At 65.8% G+C, this 17,439-nt stretch carries 15 protein-coding genes; 13 read left to right on the forward strand and 2 right to left on the reverse strand.

What is annotated here, in order from left to right; genetic code table 11:
- The first annotated feature begins 28 nt into the window (after positions 1-28).
- Genes ACYSM9_RS15600 through ACYSM9_RS15615 form a run of 4 tightly spaced genes read left to right on the forward strand, consistent with a single transcriptional unit; the run spans position 29 to position 5,256 of the window.
- A complete protein-coding gene (locus tag ACYSM9_RS15600; protein ID WP_461857868.1) occupies positions 29-1,606 on the forward strand; it encodes an ABC transporter substrate-binding protein in 1,578 nt (525 codons plus the stop codon).
- A 17-nt stretch (positions 1,607-1,623) separates the two neighbouring features.
- Complete coding sequence (locus ACYSM9_RS15605) at positions 1,624-2,676, forward strand: ABC transporter permease (protein WP_461857869.1); 1,053 nt, start codon at positions 1,624-1,626, stop codon at positions 2,674-2,676.
- The gene (locus ACYSM9_RS15610; RefSeq protein ID WP_461857870.1) at positions 2,669-4,429 is read left to right on the forward strand and encodes a dipeptide/oligopeptide/nickel ABC transporter permease/ATP-binding protein; all 1,761 of its coding nucleotides are present in this window, start codon (positions 2,669-2,671) and stop codon (positions 4,427-4,429) included. The genes ACYSM9_RS15605 and ACYSM9_RS15610 overlap by 8 nt, the downstream gene beginning before the upstream one ends.
- 5 nt (positions 4,430-4,434) lie before the next feature.
- Entirely contained in the window at positions 4,435-5,256 is an 822-nt protein-coding gene (locus tag ACYSM9_RS15615; protein WP_461857871.1) for an ABC transporter ATP-binding protein, read from the forward strand.
- 89 nt (positions 5,257-5,345) lie between these two features.
- Here the strand turns inward: ACYSM9_RS15615 and ACYSM9_RS15620 are convergent, their stop codons facing one another.
- Entirely contained in the window at positions 5,346-5,894 is a 549-nt protein-coding gene (locus tag ACYSM9_RS15620) for a gluconokinase (RefSeq protein ID WP_461857872.1), read from the reverse strand.
- Between the two features lie 157 nt (positions 5,895-6,051).
- Between ACYSM9_RS15620 and ACYSM9_RS15625 the strand changes: the two genes are divergently transcribed.
- The 4 genes from ACYSM9_RS15625 to ACYSM9_RS15640 all read left to right on the forward strand — a co-directional run bounded on the left by ACYSM9_RS15625 (position 6,052) and on the right by ACYSM9_RS15640 (position 10,763).
- Positions 6,052-6,993 carry a 2-hydroxyacid dehydrogenase gene (locus ACYSM9_RS15625; protein WP_461857873.1) on the forward strand — a complete coding sequence of 314 codons (942 nt, stop codon included), beginning with the start codon at positions 6,052-6,054 and terminating at the stop codon, positions 6,991-6,993.
- Positions 6,994-7,499: 506 nt separating this feature from the next.
- Positions 7,500-8,066 carry an MBL fold metallo-hydrolase gene (locus ACYSM9_RS15630; RefSeq protein WP_461857874.1) on the forward strand — a complete coding sequence of 189 codons (567 nt, stop codon included), beginning with the start codon at positions 7,500-7,502 and terminating at the stop codon, positions 8,064-8,066.
- A gap of 560 nt (positions 8,067-8,626) precedes the next feature.
- A complete protein-coding gene (locus ACYSM9_RS15635) occupies positions 8,627-9,967 on the forward strand; it encodes a polysaccharide deacetylase family protein (protein ID WP_461857875.1) in 1,341 nt (446 codons plus the stop codon).
- Positions 9,968-10,136: 169 nt separating this feature from the next.
- Positions 10,137-10,763 (forward strand): DedA family protein, encoded by a 627-nt coding sequence (locus tag ACYSM9_RS15640; protein ID WP_461857876.1) that lies wholly within the window; start codon positions 10,137-10,139, stop codon positions 10,761-10,763.
- 133 nt (positions 10,764-10,896) lie between these two features.
- On the opposite strand, the gene ACYSM9_RS15645 is transcribed toward ACYSM9_RS15640, so the two are convergent.
- Entirely contained in the window at positions 10,897-11,796 is a 900-nt protein-coding gene (locus ACYSM9_RS15645) for a LysR substrate-binding domain-containing protein (protein ID WP_461857877.1), read from the reverse strand.
- Positions 11,797-11,902: 106 nt separating this feature from the next.
- Here ACYSM9_RS15645 and ACYSM9_RS15650 point away from each other — a divergent pair, with 106 nt between their 5' ends.
- From ACYSM9_RS15650 to ACYSM9_RS15670, 5 genes are read left to right on the forward strand one after another with little or no spacing between them, the layout of a single operon-like run.
- Positions 11,903-13,159, forward strand: a complete 1,257-nt coding sequence (locus ACYSM9_RS15650) for a CaiB/BaiF CoA transferase family protein (protein ID WP_461857878.1) — start codon at positions 11,903-11,905, stop codon at positions 13,157-13,159.
- Positions 13,160-13,183: 24 nt separating this feature from the next.
- Entirely contained in the window at positions 13,184-14,389 is a 1,206-nt protein-coding gene (locus tag ACYSM9_RS15655) for an acyl-CoA dehydrogenase family protein (protein ID WP_461857879.1), read from the forward strand.
- A 54-nt stretch (positions 14,390-14,443) separates the two neighbouring features.
- Positions 14,444-15,670: an acetyl-CoA C-acyltransferase gene (locus ACYSM9_RS15660; RefSeq protein WP_461857880.1), complete on the forward strand. Its 1,227-nt coding sequence runs from the start codon at positions 14,444-14,446 to the stop codon at positions 15,668-15,670.
- Positions 15,670-16,476: an enoyl-CoA hydratase/isomerase family protein gene (locus tag ACYSM9_RS15665; protein WP_461857881.1), complete on the forward strand. Its 807-nt coding sequence runs from the start codon at positions 15,670-15,672 to the stop codon at positions 16,474-16,476. The genes ACYSM9_RS15660 and ACYSM9_RS15665 overlap by 1 nt, the downstream gene beginning before the upstream one ends.
- The gene (locus ACYSM9_RS15670) at positions 16,477-17,379 is read left to right on the forward strand and encodes a 3-hydroxyacyl-CoA dehydrogenase family protein (protein ID WP_461857882.1); all 903 of its coding nucleotides are present in this window, start codon (positions 16,477-16,479) and stop codon (positions 17,377-17,379) included.
- Positions 17,380-17,439: the final 60 nt, after the last annotated feature.

Below are 17,439 nucleotides of genomic sequence, written 5' to 3' on the forward strand. Positions count from 1 at the left end.
CAGATTTCCCTTGTATCGAGGAGATACCATGCACGGACGAATTACCTCCCTGGCCGCAGCCGGAGCGGCGGCAGCGTTGCTGCTGACCGGTTGCACCACGGGCACCACCGGTACCGGCGGAAACGGTGGCAGCGCCGGCCCGTCGACGGACACCATCAGGACCGCGCTCAACGCCGACCCCACCACGTTCAACGCCGCCAAGGCCAACGCCAAGGACGACTACGAGGTGGCCCGATTCCTCTTCGACACCGTGGTCCGCCGCGATGACAACGGGAAGTTCATCGGTGGCCTTGCCACCGACTGGACGTCGACGGCGACAGATGCCTCCCTGACCATCCGCAAGGACGCAACCTGCGCCGACGGCACTGCCATTACACCCACCATCGTCGCCAAGTCCCTCAGCTACTTCGCCGATCCTGCCACCAAGAACAACTTCTCCAAGCTCGTGTTCGGTCCGGGACAGCCCACCATCACCGCTGATGATGCCGCGGGTACGGTGGCCATCAAGCTTGCCCAGCCCTGGTCTGAGCTGATCGGCGGCCTGACCCTCGCACAAACCGGAATCATCTGCCCCGCAGGTCTCGCTGACCTGGACGGCCTCGCAAAGGGATCCGTCCAGGGCGCCTTCTCCGGCCCCTACACGCTGACCAAGGCCAGCCACGGCGTCAGCTACGACATGACCCTGCGCTCCGACTACAAAGCCTGGCCCAAGTGGTCAAAGGAACCGGCAGGTACGCCGGCCAAGACCGTGCGGTTCTTCCCGGGCGTCAACAAGACCACTGTGGCCAACCAGCTCCTTACCGGTGAAATGGACGTCTCCGACATCGCCCCTGCCGACACGGGCCGGTTTGACGGCAACAAGGACTACACCATCACCACGGTTCCCTTCGCCGGCATCTTCCTGCTCTTCAACCAGCGCCCGGGAAGCCCCTTCACCGACCCGGCCCTGCGCAAGGCCGTGGCCCAGCTGATGAACCAGCAGGCCTTCAACGCCGCGGCCTACGCCAACAAGGGGATCACTTACAACTCCATCGTGGCCCCCACCGTGGCGTGCGCCCTCCAGGACAACTCCCACATCACCAAGGAGGACGCCGCGGCTGCCAAAGCTGTCCTTGCGGGAAAGACCTTCAAAATGGTGGGCACCACCAGTATTGGACCCAACGGTGCCGGCAGCACCTATGTGCAGGAGGCTCTTCGGGCCGCAGGAGCAACCGTGGACCTGAACCTCGTGGACAACGGAACCTGGGCCACCATGACCCAGACCAAGCCGGAAACCTGGGACATGACCGTCCAGGGTGACGCCAACTTCGTCGGAACCGTCGCTGCCTCCCTGACCCGTATCGCCGGCGTCCCCACCGACAAGGGCGGACGCAACATCGGTGGCGGCGAAAACGCCGATATCCTCGCCGACATCTCCACGGCCCAGGCAGCCACCGACGATAACCAGCGCTGCGACGCCTACACGAAGGCACAGATAAGTGCCCTGGAGGACAACGACATCTACCCGTTTGTCGGTGAGCCCCAGATCGTCGCCCAGCGCCCCGGATTCTCCATCCAGGCCCCCTCGGGCATCGTCGACTACGGCACCCTGCGGATCACCAAGTAAGTAAAGGTTCATAGAAGATGACAGAACCCACGATGCTCTCCAAGGAAGCGGTCATCCTTGAAGAGAGCCAAACCCCGGGGGCCACCAAGGGCCCCCGGGGCGGCACCCGGGGCCTCTCCCCCTGGGCCGCCTATGCCCTTCGCCGCGCAGGTGGCGTCCTGCTGTCCGTGGCGCTTCTCGTCGTCGTGACCTTCTTCATGGTGCCGTTGCTCCCCGGCGACCCGGCCGTGGCCGTCGCGGGCGCAGACGCCACCACCGAGCAGATCGAAGCGATCAGGGAAAGCCTGGGCCTGAACCAGCCACTGCCCCTGCAGTTCATCCAGTACGTCGGACACCTGCTCACCGGCAACCTTGGCGAGTCCTTCGCCTACAGCACCTCGGTGTCCTCGATCATTGCCACCAAGCTGCCTTTTACGGCCGAGATCGCCATCCTCGGCATCCTGGTCACCTTACTGGTTTCCGTTCCGGCAGGGATGGGGGTGGGCATCCTGACCCGGGGTGGACGGCGAAAGTGGCTGGACGTATCTTTTGGGATGCTGACGGGCTTCTTCCAGGCTGTGCCGCAGTACGTTATCGCCACGATGCTGGTGGTGGTCTTCGCGATCGTCCTCAAGGTCCTTCCGGCCGCCGGCGCGGCAACGCTGAGCTCCCTGATCCTCCCCGTCGTCGGCCTCTCCATCGCTCCGATCTGTTCCATCTCGCGCGTGGTCCGCCGCGAGACGGCGACAGTCCTGGAACAGGACTACCTGCGGACAGCCCGCGGATGGCGCCTGCCGTCGCTCCGGCTCTATGCACGCCATGCCCTGCCCAACCTGATGACCACCACGCTCACCCTTGCCGGCCTGATCCTGGCCGGCATGCTCGGTGGCGCGATCATCATCGAAAACGTCTTCAACTGGCCAGGACTCGGCAAGGAAATCGTCACGGCCATCATCAACAAAGACTACCCGGTCATCCAAGGCATCATCCTGGTCCTGGGCTTCCTCGCCATCATTCTCAACCTGCTGGTCGACGTCATCCTCGGCATCATCGATCCGCGCACCCTCGGAGGGGGAAAGTCCCATGGCTGAAAACCGCCGCGTGAAACGCCGCTTCCGCTGGAGCACCGGACTCATCCTTGGCATCGTCCTCATGAGTGTTATGGTCCTGGTGGCCGTCCTGGCGCCGATGTTCCTTACCGAGGCAGCCGAAAAGCTCACGCCTGATGCGTCCCAAGGGCCCGGTCCCGCGCACCTGCTCGGAACGGACGACTTCGGGCGGGACGTCCTGGCCCGCTCGCTCGTGGCCAGCCGGCTGACCCTGCTCATGACCGCCGCCACCACGGTGATCGCCGTCGTCGGCGGTGTCCTGATCGGCACCTTCATCTGGCTCGCGCCACCCGGAATCCGCAACGGCGTCCTCCGCGTCATCGACGCCGCAGTCGCCTACCCCAGCCTCATCTTCGCACTGCTGATCGCAGCCATCCTCGGGCAGGGCGCCTGGTCTGCCGTGCTGGCGATTGCCATCGCGAGCATTCCTGCGTTCGCACGGCTCACCGCGAACATGGCGGCCTCCATCTCCCAGCGGAACTACGTGTCCACGGCCCGGCTGCTGGGCGTGCCGGGTCCGCGGATTATCACCCGCCACCTGCTGCCCAACATGGCCGAGCCCTTGCTCGTGCTGACCGCAACCGTCTTTGCAACCACCCTCATTGAGCTTTCCAGTCTGTCCTTCATCGGCCTCGGCGTGCAGAACCCGGATTACGACTTCGGGCGTCTGCTCAATGAGGCCCTGGTCAACATCTACTCCCAGCCCCTCCAGGCGGTGATGCCGTCGATCATGATCACGGTGGCAGGCCTGAGCGCCATGCTCATCGGCGACGGGCTCGCTGCAGCGACCGACCCGCGCGGCGGACGGAAGTTCGGCAGCGTCAAAGCGGCATCCGAGGTGCCGGCCTCACTTCGGGCGGACAACGAAGCCCTGGTGGAGGTCGACAACCTCACCGTCAGCACCCCGCACGGCGTGCCACTGGTCAAGGGCGTCTCCCTCAGCATCCATGCAGGCGAGGTGGTCGGGCTCGTAGGCGAATCCGGCTCCGGCAAGTCGCTCACGGCCATGTCCATCGCCGGGCTCCTTCCCGAAGAACTGGTCGTCAGTGCTCGTTCCATGCGGCTCGGCGAACTGAACCTGCTCAGGAAGAACGACCCACGGACGCTGGCCACCTCAATCGGGTTGGTGTACCAGGACCCAGGCACCAGCTTCAATCCTGCCCTGCGGATCGGCTCCCAACTTACAGAGGTCAGCAGGGTCCACCTCCGCCAGGCCCGGAAGACGGCCTACGCCCGGATGGTCAAAGCACTGGCGGACATCCGCATCACCGAACCGGAAAAGCGGATGAACCAGCACCCGCACGAACTGTCCGGCGGCATGCTGCAGAGGGCCATGATCGCCTCAACCCTGGTCACAGACCCTCGACTGATCATCGCCGACGAACCCACCACCGCCCTGGATGTCACCGTCCAGGCAGACGTGCTGCGGCAGTTCCGCACGATCAACAGGGAAATGGGCACCGCCATGCTGTTCATCTCGCATGACATCGGCGTGGTGCAGGCGCTCTGCGACAAAGTCATCGTGATGAACGGCGGGAAGATCCTCGAACGGCTCACCGGCGAGGAGCTCGCGGCCGGCAACGTCAGGCATCCCTATACGAAGGCATTGCTCGCGGCGACCCCAAGCATCGCCGAACGCAAGGCCGAACTCGTCTCCGTCCGCGCCGAAGACTTCACCTATGACGAGGTCCCCGACGAACCGTCCGGATACACCCAAACGAAGGAAAGGAGGTAAGGGCCATGGCAACCAATCCAACCGCCGCAGTACCTGTCCTGCACGTCCGCGATCTCGAGGTCACCTTCGGCTCGGGCCACTCGGCAGCCAAGGTCCTCAAGGGGGTTTCGACCTCCATCCAACGTGGCAAGACGTTGGGGATCGTCGGCGAATCGGGTTCGGGCAAGTCAACCCTGGCCAAAGCGGTCGTTGGCCTCAATCCGGTCAGCGCAGGCAGCATCGCGATCAACGGGCAGGACGTGGCAAGTATGAGCCGTGCACAGCGCCGGTCCATGTACCGTGAAGTCCAGATGATCCCGCAGGATCCGTACTCGTCCCTGAATCCACGCCGCACCATCGGACAAACGCTTGCCGAGGCGATTGATCCTGTCCGCTCCAATCCAAAGCTCCACCGGGAGAAGATCTCCCATTGGCTGTCCACGATCCGGCTCGACCCGGACGTGGCCGAACGGTACCCGCACGAGTTCTCCGGCGGCCAGCGCCAGCGCATTGCCATCGCCCGTGCCCTGGCCGTGGAACCCAAGCTGATCATCGCCGACGAAATCACATCCGCCCTGGACCTGTCCGTCCAGGCGGAGATCCTGAACCTGATCAGCCGGCTCCGCGCGGAACTGGACCTGACCATGGCCTTCATCTCCCATGACCTGGATGTAGTCCACCACGTCAGCGACGAAATCATGGTTCTCTTCCATGGCGAAGTAGTGGAAATCGGCGACGTGGACAGTGTCTATGGCAATCCGAAGCACCCGTACACGCGCAAGCTCATCGATTCCGTCCCGGGCGGCCCGGGCTTTGACATCGGCGAGCGTCGGAAGGCCGTGGCCTAGCCTCAGGCGAAGACACGAAAGCCGGCCCGGGCACCTTCAATGTGCCCGGGCCGGCTTTCCCGCGTTTACCGCGAAGGCTCCGCCCCGGGCTAGTTCCCCGCCCGGGTCGCTATTGCTGTTGCGGTCCTGCCATGCATGGCGGCGACGGCATCCTCCACCAGTTCGGCCGGTGACTTGCGCACATCCAGGAGCACGTGGGCCTCATCTGCCTCCAGCGGCTCCAGGGCTTCCAGCTGGGACGCCAGCAGAGTCACTGGCATGAACTCATGGTTGCGGCCTGCCATCCTCGCCGCGAGCGTTTCCGCCGAACCTTCCAGGTGTAGGAACAGCACCTCGGGTGCGTGCTCCCGGAGCAGGTCCCGGTAGCGGCGCTTCAGGGCCGAGCAGGCAACGATAACGCCGCTTCCCGCCTTCTGGGAGGACGCCAGCGTCCGCCCGATGGCTCCAAGCCAGGGCCAGCGGTCGTCGTCGTCCAACGGGATGCCCGCCCCCATCTTTTCCTTGTTTTGCGCCGGGTGCAGATCATCGCCGTCGACGAACCGGCTACCCATCCGCCGTCCCAGTAATGCCCCCACGGTCGATTTGCCCGATCCCGACACACCCATGATGACCACGGGCGGAAAGCCATTGTTTTCCATGTGATTTTCCTCCGGAAAGCTCTTGCCTGACACTGCCTGAAGTGCGATGATTGTCACACATGAGAAAAGTTTCTCAGATTGGGGAATGCCTGCGTCAATGGTTTGCAGCGACGGTGCGGCCTGATCTGGGGCAGCTACTACCGATGAGGCGCAGACGATGCAAAAAGTTCGAACAGTCACTTTCCCGGACCGGGACCTGCTGGCCGGGGTCCAGCCGCTGCCAGCAGGCATCGAGGCCTCAATCTGGGATCTCAAGTCCGATCCGGAGGGCATTGACCTCGCTGACGTCGACGGCGTGGTCCTGCCTTACATTGATGCATCGGCCGTCCTTGGATCGCTTTCAAAGGCGCCCAACCTGAAGTTCGTCCAGACCCAGTCCACTGGCTTCGACGGCGTCCGGGAGGCGGCAGGGCCTTCTGCCGCCGTGGCCAGCGCCGCGGGCGTCCATGCCGCCGCAACGGCCGAACTGGCCATTGGCCTCATCATCGCCAAGCTCCGCGGCATCGACGAAGCAGTACGGAACCAGCAGACCGGAAGCTGGCTCCCGCAGCGCCGTTCCTCCCTTGCCGACAGGCGGATCCTCCTGGTGGGCGTCGGTGGCATCGGCACGGAGATCGCCAAACGACTGGCTCCGTTTGAGGTCGAGATCACCCGCGTGGGAAGCTCTGCCCGGGACGACAGTGCCGGCCGCATCCATGCTTCCTCCGAGCTGGCCGCACTGGCAGAAACCCACGACGTCCTCGTTGCCGTCACCCCCCTGAACGAACACACCCACCAGCTCGTGGACGCCGCGGTGCTGGCCGCCTTGCCGGACGGAGCCCTGGTGGTCAATGTGGGACGCGGTCCCGTCGTGGACACCGGGGCCCTGACTGCCGAAGTCCTGTCAGGCCGCCTTCACTGCGCCCTGGATGTCATCGATCCGGAGCCGCTTCCTTCGAACCATCCCCTGTGGGCCTCCCCGAATGCGCTCATCACACCCCACATCGGCGGGAACGCGTCGGCGTTTGAACCACGGATCGTCAAGTTCCTCGCAGCGCAACTCTCTGCCCTGGCCAACGGTGACCGCCCCGCGAACCTTGTCCAGGACGGCCCCTTCTAACCCTTCGCCGGCGCCCGTCCTCCGGCCGGGCGCCGGCGTCCCTGCCTCCCAGAATCCGGTCAGGAGCAAAGTAGCAATGAAAAGCAGAACCCTCATCCATCGGAAATACGAAGACCGCCTTCGCATTGTCCAGAGTCAAGGCCGGTTGACGGCCCAAGGCGCTCAGACACCCGCCATGGCACGCAGTACGCCCACCGGTGGGATAGACAGCACGCATTCAGGACGTCATGGCAGGGGCAGCACGGAGGCTGCTGCGATGGGGGCCTCCGAAACAGGATGACAAGCGCTGGTGGAAGCCAGGATGAAGGCCGGAAACCGCGTCCTCACCATGCTCGACCTGCGCACCTGTACATGGAATCCTGAGTCAAGGCAGCTGAAGCGGCAACGTGCTTCGAGCGTCCGCAACAAGTCAGGCCATCATCGGGATTGAGGTGGAAGTGAAAGCCGACCAGACTGTGACAGTCACGCCCGTTCGGGTCGCTGAACTTGTCCCGGAAGGCCAGCCTATGCCGGTCTACGTGCACCTCATTGACCACCCCGACGCGCGTATCCTCGTTGACACCGGACTCACGCGGCTTCACCCGGCCATCGCCGACATGGACCCGCGCCTTTACCCGCTGAAGGACCAGGACTTCGACATCCACAGCGTCGACCTTATCGTTAACACCCACCTTCACTTCGATCACTGCGGAGGCAACCACCTCTTCGCAGGCAAACCCATCTACGTCCAGCGCCAAGAGCTCGACGACGCCCGGAAGAAGCCGGACTACACCATCCCTGAATGGGTGGACGCGGCCGGGATCCACTACGTACCGGTCGACGGTGAACTCGACCTGCTCACCGGGGTGCGGCTCCTTCCGGCACCAGGCCACACACGCGGCTCACAAATCGTTGTCATCGGCGGGGGTAACTCCTCCGGCCCAACAATCATCGCCGGAGACACCGCCGTCTGGTTTGGCGATCTGGACAACCCGAAGACGGACGGCCAGAACCTGATCCGCTCCCTGCACCCAGGGAAGGTCTGGCTCTCGCACGCACACAAACCATGGACACCCCCGAAGGACCTTGGCTGACCACCCGCACCACAACAGGCGAGGCCAACGCTGACCCGTGTGCTTCGTCGCTACGGCGAATCCGAAGGATTCCACGACGATGTCGTGTACACCTTCGCCGAGTTCAACAGGACATACCGGGGGCCTGTCGAGCGTGAAACCAGCGCAACGGACGACGGCGGGATTCCCGCCGTGACGCGGAGCGCTCGGCCGCTTCTCCAGCACTGGGCGGGGTAATTGTTCGCCGGTTTCGCTGTGTCGGCTGCTGCCGGTTCCTGCCGGTGGGGCAAAATATTTCCCATGGTTTCCGCAGACTTCGAAGATGTCCTCGACCGGCTGCTGAGTGGGAACCGGTTCATTGGTCAACGTCGGGACCTGAACTGCAACTGCAACCAAGACCGTCCTGACGGGTCACTATGGGGAGTATTTTGTTGACCGGGAAAGGAGCATGGCCTTACCAGTTCGGGACGGCTGCACGGGCCCGGATCGCACTGGTCGCTGCCTTCTGCACCGCTGTCCTCCTCTGCGCCGGCGATGGCATCGTTCGGGCACCCCTTTCCTGGCGTGGCTCTCAGGCAACATTGACGGCCAGCGCGCCGCGGACCTCGCCATGGCCCCTGGCACTGTCGGCGGTGTTGGGCCGTCCGGTCATTGTGCCGGGCAGCTACCCAATGTCCCTGACCGCCGTCGTCGGAGGACGCCTGGTGAACGCGTCCTGGACGTACGTGGACGGCTTGCCGGGGTTGAACTCGCAACTGGATGCCTGGCTGCTGGGCGTACTGGACGCCGCAGCGGCCCCTGCCGGCGGTCGATACCGCCCGGCCATGGCATTGAAGGCGGCCGGACCCCCACCCGCCGGCCTCACACTGTCAGCCCAGCCGGTCCAGGCCGCCGGCACAGAGATCGTGGTCCGTGAGGTGGTCAGCGATACCGGTTCTGACGGTACGCGCACTGCGGCTTCCGCTACCTTCTACGCCGACACGGTTTCAGGAGATGTGCACCGTGCTGCCGACCTTTTGCGGCCCGAGGCCTCGGAAGCAGTCCGGTCCCGCGCCGCCGGAGTCCCATCAGCTATTGCCGCGGCATCTGCCCAGCTCCCTGCCCCGTCCGATTTGGTGTTGGACGCATCCGGGGAACTGCACGTCACCGCGGACCCGCCAGCGCGCGGCCACGCACAGCCATCGGAAACAACCATCGCTGCCAGCGACGCCGAGCCCCTGCTGAGCGATGTTGGCCGCAAAATACTGGGACAGCTGCGCGCCGCCCCGGCGCCCCCGCCGGCTGCGCCGCCGTCGCTCAGGCACGTCAACTGCGACCTTGTCCCCTGCACAGCACTGACCTATGACGACGGCCCGGACCCCAGGACAACACCCCAGTTGTTGTCGATTCTGCAGGAGAAGAACGCCCAGGCGACATTCTTCATGACCGGGTCCAACGCCACCACCACCCCCGGGACAGCAAAGCAGGTCGCCGACGCCGGGCATGCCATCGGCAACCACACCTTTAGCCACCCCTACCTGACCAAACTGACTGCGGCGGCAATCAGGAGCGAAATGGACCGGACCGATGCCGCCATCCGCGCCGCTACCGGCTCGTCGCCGACGTTTATGCGGCCGCCCTATGGGGCAGCTGACGCCGCGGTACAGGCCACCGTTGGCAAGCCGTTGATCCTCTGGGCCGTCGATTCGCTGGACTGGCAAAGCCGGAACCCGGCCGCGTTCGTGCCCAAGGTGCTCAAGGAAGTCACGCCCGGCGCCATAGTGCTCATGCACGATGTGGACGCGACCACGATCGCCGGACAGCAGGAACTGATCACCAACCTGCAGGCGCAGGGCTACCAGCTCGTTACTGTGCCTCAGCTCTTCGAAGGGACACCCTTGCTTACCGGTCATGTTTACCGGTCACGTCCGGACCGGAAGTAGCCGAGCCCTGATGTGCCCTCCTCGTTCACGCCGGGTTTGACCCGGTGGGTTCTGCCGGCGCCGAAGGGCGGGCGTCGAAGCGGACCGAGTAACGTGGCTGATGGAGTCCTTCTGCATGAACCCGCCAATGACGGGTACGGAACGAACCTGCGGAATGAGAGGAACAACCATGCCGGATCTCACCTCGTTGCTGTCCGGGTCGGGGCCGTGGCTGATTGTCATCGTGGCGGTCATCATGTTTATCGAGTCCGGCGTGCTGTTTCCCTTCCTGCCCGGGGACACGCTGCTGTTCTCGCTCGGCGTCCTGGGCGCCGACCTTCCCGTTCCATTGCCGCTGCTCATTGCGGTAGCAGCTGGCGGGGCGATCGCCGGCAACCAGGTCGGTTACCTGCTCGGCAGGGTCGTGGGGAGGCGCTGGTTTCGCGAGGATGCCAGGCTACTCAAGCTCAAGCACCTGCAAAGCGCAGAGGCGTTCTTCGAGCGCTACGGGGGCCGTGCCCTTGCCCTCGCCCGTTTCGTCCCGGTAGCCCGGACCTACACACCGCTCGTCGCCGGCGCTGCCCGGTACAGCCGGCGCTGGTTCCTTACCTGGAATGTGGTAGGCGCCGCCCTATGGACCGTATCGTTCGCCCTCGTTGGTATCTGGCTTGGCCACATCGAATTCATCGCCAAAAACATCGACGTTCTTGCCACCCTCTTGGTGCTCGTCTCGGTGATCCCCGTCGGCATCGAAGCACTGCGCCGCCGCGGCCGTGCCCGACGGGACGGTTCCAATGCAGCGAGCGGGACAGACTGACGAGGGGGGAAGACCGGCTCTGTCATGAATAATCGAGCGCCCTAGGTGTAATTCCCGAGGAGTTTGTGAACAGTGTGGCGTGATGTACAGGGCGAGGGCTTCCGGTATGGATTTGGGTTACCTGCCGCCGTTGCTATTCGCGGCCGGGCCAGACCTCTTCGGCAAGTGAGAGGACCGGCGGGAGCGCAGGGTTGTCCGAGTCGCCGCGCCACGCCATCCGGAGGTAGATGGGCAGCGTCTCGTCCAGCACTTTCAGGAACTTCACGTGCGGGTCCGAGACATTCTCAGCGACCGAGGACACCGTCAGTGAACAACCGACCTCGGCCCCCACTAGCGCCATAGCGGTCCACGAATCGGGTGCCCGCTGGACGATGTCGGGGTCGAAACCGCCGCCCATGCTTAGCCGCCGCAGCCGGTCGCTCAGGACGGACCCCTCATGTGGGGGCAGTGCGACGAAGGGCTCCCCCGCCAGGTCTCCCATCCGGACCTCGCCGTGGTCCGCCAGCGGGTGGGCGGCCGGGACGGCCAGCACCAGATGCTCCTCCTCCACGATGATGCGGGACTCCACTCCGGCCGGGACGAAATCCCAGCGGCCCAGGCTGACATCCACATCTCCCCGGAGCACGCGCGCAAGGGCAGGCAGCGCGAAGTCCGGGCTGTTCAGGCGCATTTCGATGCCCGGATGAGCCTTGCGGACCTCCCGGGCCAGGACGCCCACCAACACATGGGTGGAAGCGCCGGCGTAAGCGATCTTCACCACGCCCACCTCACCGCGTCCTGCGGCCAGGGCCGTGGCCTTGGCACGGTCCGCAGCCGCGAGGATTTCCCGTGCCGAGCCCACCAGGGCCGTTCCGGCCGCGGTCAGCTGCACGCTCCGGGTGCTCCGCACAAACAGGTCGGTCCCCACATCGCTTTCCAGCTGCCTGATCATCCGGCTGACCGGCGGCTGGGCCATGTGCAACCGCTGGGCGGCGCGGCCAAAATGCAGCTCCTCGGCCACGGCCAGGAACACCTTCAGCTGCTGAATCTCCATCCAACCATTATTGCAGAGACAGCAATAATCGGGCCATGAATAAGTATTGGACGCGTTGTAATGCCCGGTGGGATAGTCAAAAGGAACCCCCTTCGGAAGAGGACCCATGACACTTCAGAGCAGCGCCGCTCCCCTTGCTCCGGGGGCCGCACGCCACCAACATCACGACGCCGCACCGGCGGACGCACGCCGGGATGCGTTCGGCCGCCAGGCCAGCGGACCGCTGGCCGGGATCGTGGTGGCGGACTTCAGCCGCGTCCTGGCCGGCCCCTACTGCACCATGCTCTTAGCAGACATGGGCGCCACCGTCATCAAAGTGGAGAGCCCGGCCGGCGACGAAACCCGCGCCTGGAAGCCCCCGGTCTACGACGGCCAGCCCACCTACTACCTCTCGATCAACCGCAACAAGCGGTCCATCGCCCTGGACTTCGGAGATCCCGACGACGTCGCTACAGCCCGCAGGATTGCTGCGGGCGCCGACGTGGTGCTGGAGAATTTCAAGCCCGGCAGCCTGGACCGCTTCGGCCTGGACTACGCCACCATCTCCGAAGACAATCCCGCAGTGGTGTACGCGTCCATCACGGGCTTCGGCACCGCAGGCGGGGCCACCCTGCCAGGCTACGACCTGCTGGTCCAGGCCATGTCCGGGCTGATGAGCCTCACCGGCGACCCGCAGACCTGCGCCTACCGGTCCGGCGTGGCAGTCTTCGACGTCATCACCGGACTGCACGCCGCCGTCGGCGTCCTCTCGGCCCTGCACGAACGCAGCCAGAGCGGACGCGGACAGCGCATCGAGGTGAACCTCATGACCTCCGCCCTCTCCGGCATGGTCAACCAGACCGGCGGGTTCCTGCTCAGCGGCAACGTACCCACCCGCATGGGTAACGAGCACCCCAGCATCTACCCCTACGAGCCGCTTCCCACCGCCGATGGGGACATCGTGCTGGCCATCGGCAACGACCGGCAGTTCCACACCCTCTGCAGCGTTCTCGGCGCACCCGCGCTGGCCACAGACCCCCGCTTCGCCACCCCGCCGGACCGCAGCCACAACCGCACCGAGCTGCGACCCATCCTGCAGGAGCTGCTGGCCGCCAAACCCGCTAGGGAATGGTTCGACATCTTCACCGAAGCCCGGCTCCCCTGCGCCCCGATCAACGATGTCCGCGGCGGCATCGACTTCGCCCGGCGCCTTGGGCTGGAACCGGTGGTGGACGTGGGCCACGGCGAACAGTCAATCCCCGGCGTCCGCAACCCCATCACCTTCTCAGCGACGCCCGCCAGCTACGACCTCGTGCCCCCGGGCATCGACGCCGACCGCGACGACATCCTCCAGTGGCTCCGCACTGACGGACCACATTCCTGACCCCCAGCTACAGAAGGACCAGCCATGACCGCCACCACCGAAACCCGGGCCGCCGCCCTTTCCGACTACTTCCTGCTCGACGACGGCCTGGCCGCGGAGGAAATCTCCATCCGGGACAAAGTCCGCGACTTCGCCGAAAACAAGGTTCTTCCCGTCATCAATGGGTACTGGGAGCGGGCGGAGTTCCCGGAGGAGCTGATCCCCGGCCTGGCCGAACTGGGCATCATCGGCACCTTCATCCAAGGCTACGGCTGCCCCGGCATGAGCCGGAAGGCCGCGGGCATGGTGGCCCGCGAAATGGCCCGGGCAGACGGCAGCATCAACACGTTCCTGGGGGTGCACTCCAACCTCTGCATGGGCGCCCTGAACATGCTGGGCAGCGACGAACAGAAGCAGCGCTGGCTCCCGGACATGGCCAAGCTCACCAAGACCGGCGCCTTCGCCCTCACCGAACCGAACCACGGCTCCGACTCAGTCGCCTTGGAAACCAAGGCAACGCGCGACGGCGACACCTGGGTGATCAACGGGCACAAGCGCTGGATCGGCAACGGCCACGCCGCGGACGTGATCGTGCTCTTCGCCCGCAACACCGGGGACGGCAAGGTCAACGCATTCGTGGTGGAAAAAGACGCAAACGGCAACCATCCGGCCGGCTACAATCCCACGGTCATCACCGGCAAGATCGGCAAGCGCGCCATCCTCCAGGCGGACATCGTGATCGAGGGCATGCGGATCCCGGAGGCCAACCGGCTGGAGAACTGCCGGTCCTTCGCCGACGTCTCCCGGGTGCTGCAGGCTACCCGCGGCGGCGCGGCCTGGGAGGCAGTGGGCCACGCCATGGCCTGCTTCGAGATCGCCGCCGACTACGCCGCGACGCGTGAACAGTTCGGCAACCCGATCGCCGGGTACCAGCTGGTCCAGCACCGCCTTGCCAACATGCTCAGCGAGCTCACCACCATGCAGCTGATGTGCAGCCGGATGGCCGAACTGGCAGACCAAGGCAAGCTGACCAACGCCATGGCCTCCATGGTGAAGATGTCCACCTCCCAGAAGGGCAAGTGGATCTGCAACGAGGCCCGTGAACTCCTGGCCGGCAACGGCCTGCTGCTCGAAAACCACGTGGCCCGGCACCTGACGGACATGGAAGTGGTGTCCACCTACGAGGGCACCGACTCCATCCAGGCCCTCCTGGTGGGCCGCGACATCACCGGCATCTCGGCCTTCCGCTAAACATCCGGCTTTCGGCTAATCAGCAGGCCTTCCCCAAACCCAAGGAGCTTTCCCATGACCGACGCTTTCCTGATCGGCGGTGCCCGCACGCCCGTCGGCCGCTACGGCGGCGCCCTGTCCTCCGTCCGCCCGGACGACCTCGCCGCACTCACGGTGCGTGCCGCCGTCGAACGCGCCGGCATCGACCCCGCCGCCGTGGACGAGGTGATCCTGGGCAACGCCAACGGCGCGGGCGAGGAGAACCGCAACGTGGCCCGGATGGCGTGGCTGCTGGCCGGCTTCCCGGATACCGTCCCCGGCGTCACGGTCAACCGCCTCTGCGCCTCGGGCCTGTCCGCCATCATCATGGCCAGCCACATGGTCAAGGCCGGCGCCGCGGACATCGTGGTGGCCGGCGGCGTGGAGTCCATGTCCCGCGCACCGTGGGTGATGGAAAAACCGGCGACGGCGTTCGCCAAGCCGGGAGCGGTGGTGGACACCTCCATCGGCTGGCGCTTCCCCAACCCGGCCTTCGAGTCCGGCGAGCTGTCGCGGGACGGCAAGGCCACCTTCTCGATGCCGGAAACAGCCGAGGAAGTGGCCCATGTGTACGGCATCTCCCGGGACGACGCGGATGCGTTCGCGGTCCGCTCGCACGAGCGCGCCCTCGCCGCCATTGCCTTGGGGCATTTCGACCACGAGATCGTCCCCGTGACCGTCAGGGGCCGCAAAGGCACCGAAACCATCGTGGACACCGACGAAGGCCCCCGCCCGGGCACCACGCGCGAGGTCCTCGCCGGGCTGCGCCCCGTGGTGAAGGGCGGCAGCGTGGTCACCGCCGGCAACGCCTCCACGCTCAACGACGGCGCCTCCGCGATCATCGTCGCGTCAGCGGCAGCGGTGGAAAAGCACGGACTCACCCCGCGCGCCCGCATCCTCGACGGCGCCTCCACCGGCGTCGCCCAGGAAATCATGGGCATCGGCCCCGTCCCGGCCACCCGCAAAGTCCTTGAGCGGACGGGCCTCGCCGTCGGTGACCTGGCCGCCGTCGAACTTAACGAAGCCTTCGCCTCGCAGGCCCTGGCGTGCATGCGCGAGCTGAAGCTCGAACCCGACGTCGTGAACAACTCCGGCGGCGCGATCGCGCTCGGCCACCCGCTGGGCTCCTCGGGCTCACGGCTGGTGATCACCCTGCTGGGCCGGCTCGAGCGTGAAACCGCCCCCGGCGCGCGGAAACTCGGGCTCGCCACCATGTGCGTCGGCGTTGGCCAGGGCACCGCACTGCTCCTGGAAGGCATCTGATGACGGAGTTGATGTACGACGCCGGCACGCACCTTGACGCCTCGGCGTTCGCCACGCTCCTGGTTGAGGAAAGCGCCGACCGGCTCAGGGTCCAGCTCCACCGGCCCGAGACACGGAACGCCATCGACCAGGCCATGGTGGACGAACTCCACCAGGTCTGCGCCCACCTCGAACAGGCCCCGAAAATCCTCATCCTCTCCGGCACCCCGGCCAACCCCGAAACCGGTGCGAAGGCCGTGTTCGCCTCCGGCGCCGACATCGGCCAGCTCCGCGAACGGCGCCGCGACGATGCCCTGGCAGGGATCAACTCCGGAATCTTCGACCGGATCGCCAAACTTCCCATGCCCGTCATCGCAGCCCTGGACGGATTCGCCCTCGGCGGCGGCGCCGAGCTGGCCTACGCCGCCGACTTCCGCATCGGCACCCCGGACCTGCGGATGGGCAACCCCGAAACCGGGCTCGGGATCCTGGCCGCGGCAGGCGCCACCTGGCGGCTCAAGGAACTCGTCGGGGAGCCCCTGGCCAAGGACATCCTGCTGGCAGGGCGCGTGCTCACCGGGCAGGCGTGCCTGGAGGCGGGACTGATCACCGAGCTCGCCGAGCCGGACCGGCTCCACGCAGCAGCCCAAGCCCTCGCGGACCGGATCGCGGCGCAGGACCCCCTGGCCGTCCGGATCACCAAAACCGTGTTCCGCACACCCCGGGAAGCCCACCCCGTCATCGACACCCTGGCCCAGGGCATCCTCTTCGAGTCCCAGGCCAAGTTCGACCGCATGCAGGCATTCCTCGATAGGAAGAAGAAGTAAATGACCAGCCCTTTGATAGATTCCGCACCCGGCGCACAGCCCTCGGGTGTTCCGTCAGGCCTCCCGCAGTTTGTAGGCGTCCTCGGCGGTGGCCGGATGGGGGCCGGCATCGCGCACGCGTTCCTGGTCAAGGGCGCCGAGGTGCTGGTGGTGGAGCGTGACGAGCAGTCGACCGAGGCCGCAAGGGAGCGGGTGGAGTCCGCCGCGGCCACGAGCATCGAGCGTGGCGTGGTGGACGCGAACCTCGATGAGATGGCGTCCCGGCTGACCGTCGGCGTGGATTACGACGCGTTCAAGGACCGGCAGCTGGTGGTCGAAGCCGTACCCGAGGACTGGGGTTTGAAGGTGGCTTCGCTGCGCGGGATCGAGGAGCGGCTGGCACAGGACGCTTTCCTGGCGTCGAACACGTCGTCGCTGTCGGTGAACGGGCTGGCGCGCGAGCTGCAGCGGCCGGGCAACTTCCTGGGGCTGCACTTCTTCAACCCCGTCCCCGCATCCACCCTGATCGAAGTGGTCCTCGGCGAACACACCGCACCCGGACTCGCCGACGCGGCCAAAAGGTGGGTGGCGGCACTCGGGAAGACCGCCGTCGTCGTCAACGATGCACCGGGCTTCGCCTCGTCCCGGCTGGGCGTGGCAATCGCCCTGGAGGCGATGCGCATGGTCGAGGAAGGCGTGGCGTCGGCAGAGGACATCGATAACGCCATGGTCCTGGGCTACAAACACCCCACCGGACCCCTTCGCACTACCGACATCGTGGGGCTGGACGTGCGGCTGGGCATCGCGGAATACCTGCAGTCCACCCTCGGCGACCGGTTCGCCCCGCCCCAGACCCTCCGCGACAAGGTGTCCCGTGGCGAACTCGGCCGCAAAACCGGCAGGGGCTTCTTCGACTGGAGCTGAGCGGCTGGGCCTTAATGAGAACGAAACTGAAAAGCCGGCCGGGGTGTGTCCCGGTCGGCT

It is taken from the genome of Arthrobacter sp. C152, from assembly GCF_054890965.1.

What these genes read in the sequence shown, in the direction of transcription:
- ACYSM9_RS15600 (WP_461857868.1), top strand. Translation starts at nt 29, where the DNA reads ATGCACGGACGAATTACCTCCCTGGCCGCAGCCGGAGCGGCGGCAGCG.
- ACYSM9_RS15605 (WP_461857869.1), top strand. Translation starts at nt 1,624, where the DNA reads ATGACAGAACCCACGATGCTCTCCAAGGAAGCGGTCATCCTTGAAGAG.
- ACYSM9_RS15610 (WP_461857870.1), top strand. Translation starts at nt 2,669, where the DNA reads ATGGCTGAAAACCGCCGCGTGAAACGCCGCTTCCGCTGGAGCACCGGA.
- ACYSM9_RS15615 (WP_461857871.1), top strand. Translation starts at nt 4,435, where the DNA reads ATGGCAACCAATCCAACCGCCGCAGTACCTGTCCTGCACGTCCGCGAT.
- ACYSM9_RS15620 (WP_461857872.1), bottom strand. Translation starts at nt 5,894, where the DNA reads ATGGAAAACAATGGCTTTCCGCCCGTGGTCATCATGGGTGTGTCGGGA.
- ACYSM9_RS15625 (WP_461857873.1), top strand. Translation starts at nt 6,052, where the DNA reads ATGCAAAAAGTTCGAACAGTCACTTTCCCGGACCGGGACCTGCTGGCC.
- ACYSM9_RS15630 (WP_461857874.1), top strand. Translation starts at nt 7,500, where the DNA reads ATGCCGGTCTACGTGCACCTCATTGACCACCCCGACGCGCGTATCCTC.
- ACYSM9_RS15640 (WP_461857876.1), top strand. Translation starts at nt 10,137, where the DNA reads ATGCCGGATCTCACCTCGTTGCTGTCCGGGTCGGGGCCGTGGCTGATT.
- ACYSM9_RS15645 (WP_461857877.1), bottom strand. Translation starts at nt 11,796, where the DNA reads ATGGAGATTCAGCAGCTGAAGGTGTTCCTGGCCGTGGCCGAGGAGCTG.
- ACYSM9_RS15650 (WP_461857878.1), top strand. Translation starts at nt 11,903, where the DNA reads ATGACACTTCAGAGCAGCGCCGCTCCCCTTGCTCCGGGGGCCGCACGC.
- ACYSM9_RS15655 (WP_461857879.1), top strand. Translation starts at nt 13,184, where the DNA reads ATGACCGCCACCACCGAAACCCGGGCCGCCGCCCTTTCCGACTACTTC.
- ACYSM9_RS15660 (WP_461857880.1), top strand. Translation starts at nt 14,444, where the DNA reads ATGACCGACGCTTTCCTGATCGGCGGTGCCCGCACGCCCGTCGGCCGC.
- ACYSM9_RS15665 (WP_461857881.1), top strand. Translation starts at nt 15,670, where the DNA reads ATGACGGAGTTGATGTACGACGCCGGCACGCACCTTGACGCCTCGGCG.
- ACYSM9_RS15670 (WP_461857882.1), top strand. Translation starts at nt 16,477, where the DNA reads ATGACCAGCCCTTTGATAGATTCCGCACCCGGCGCACAGCCCTCGGGT.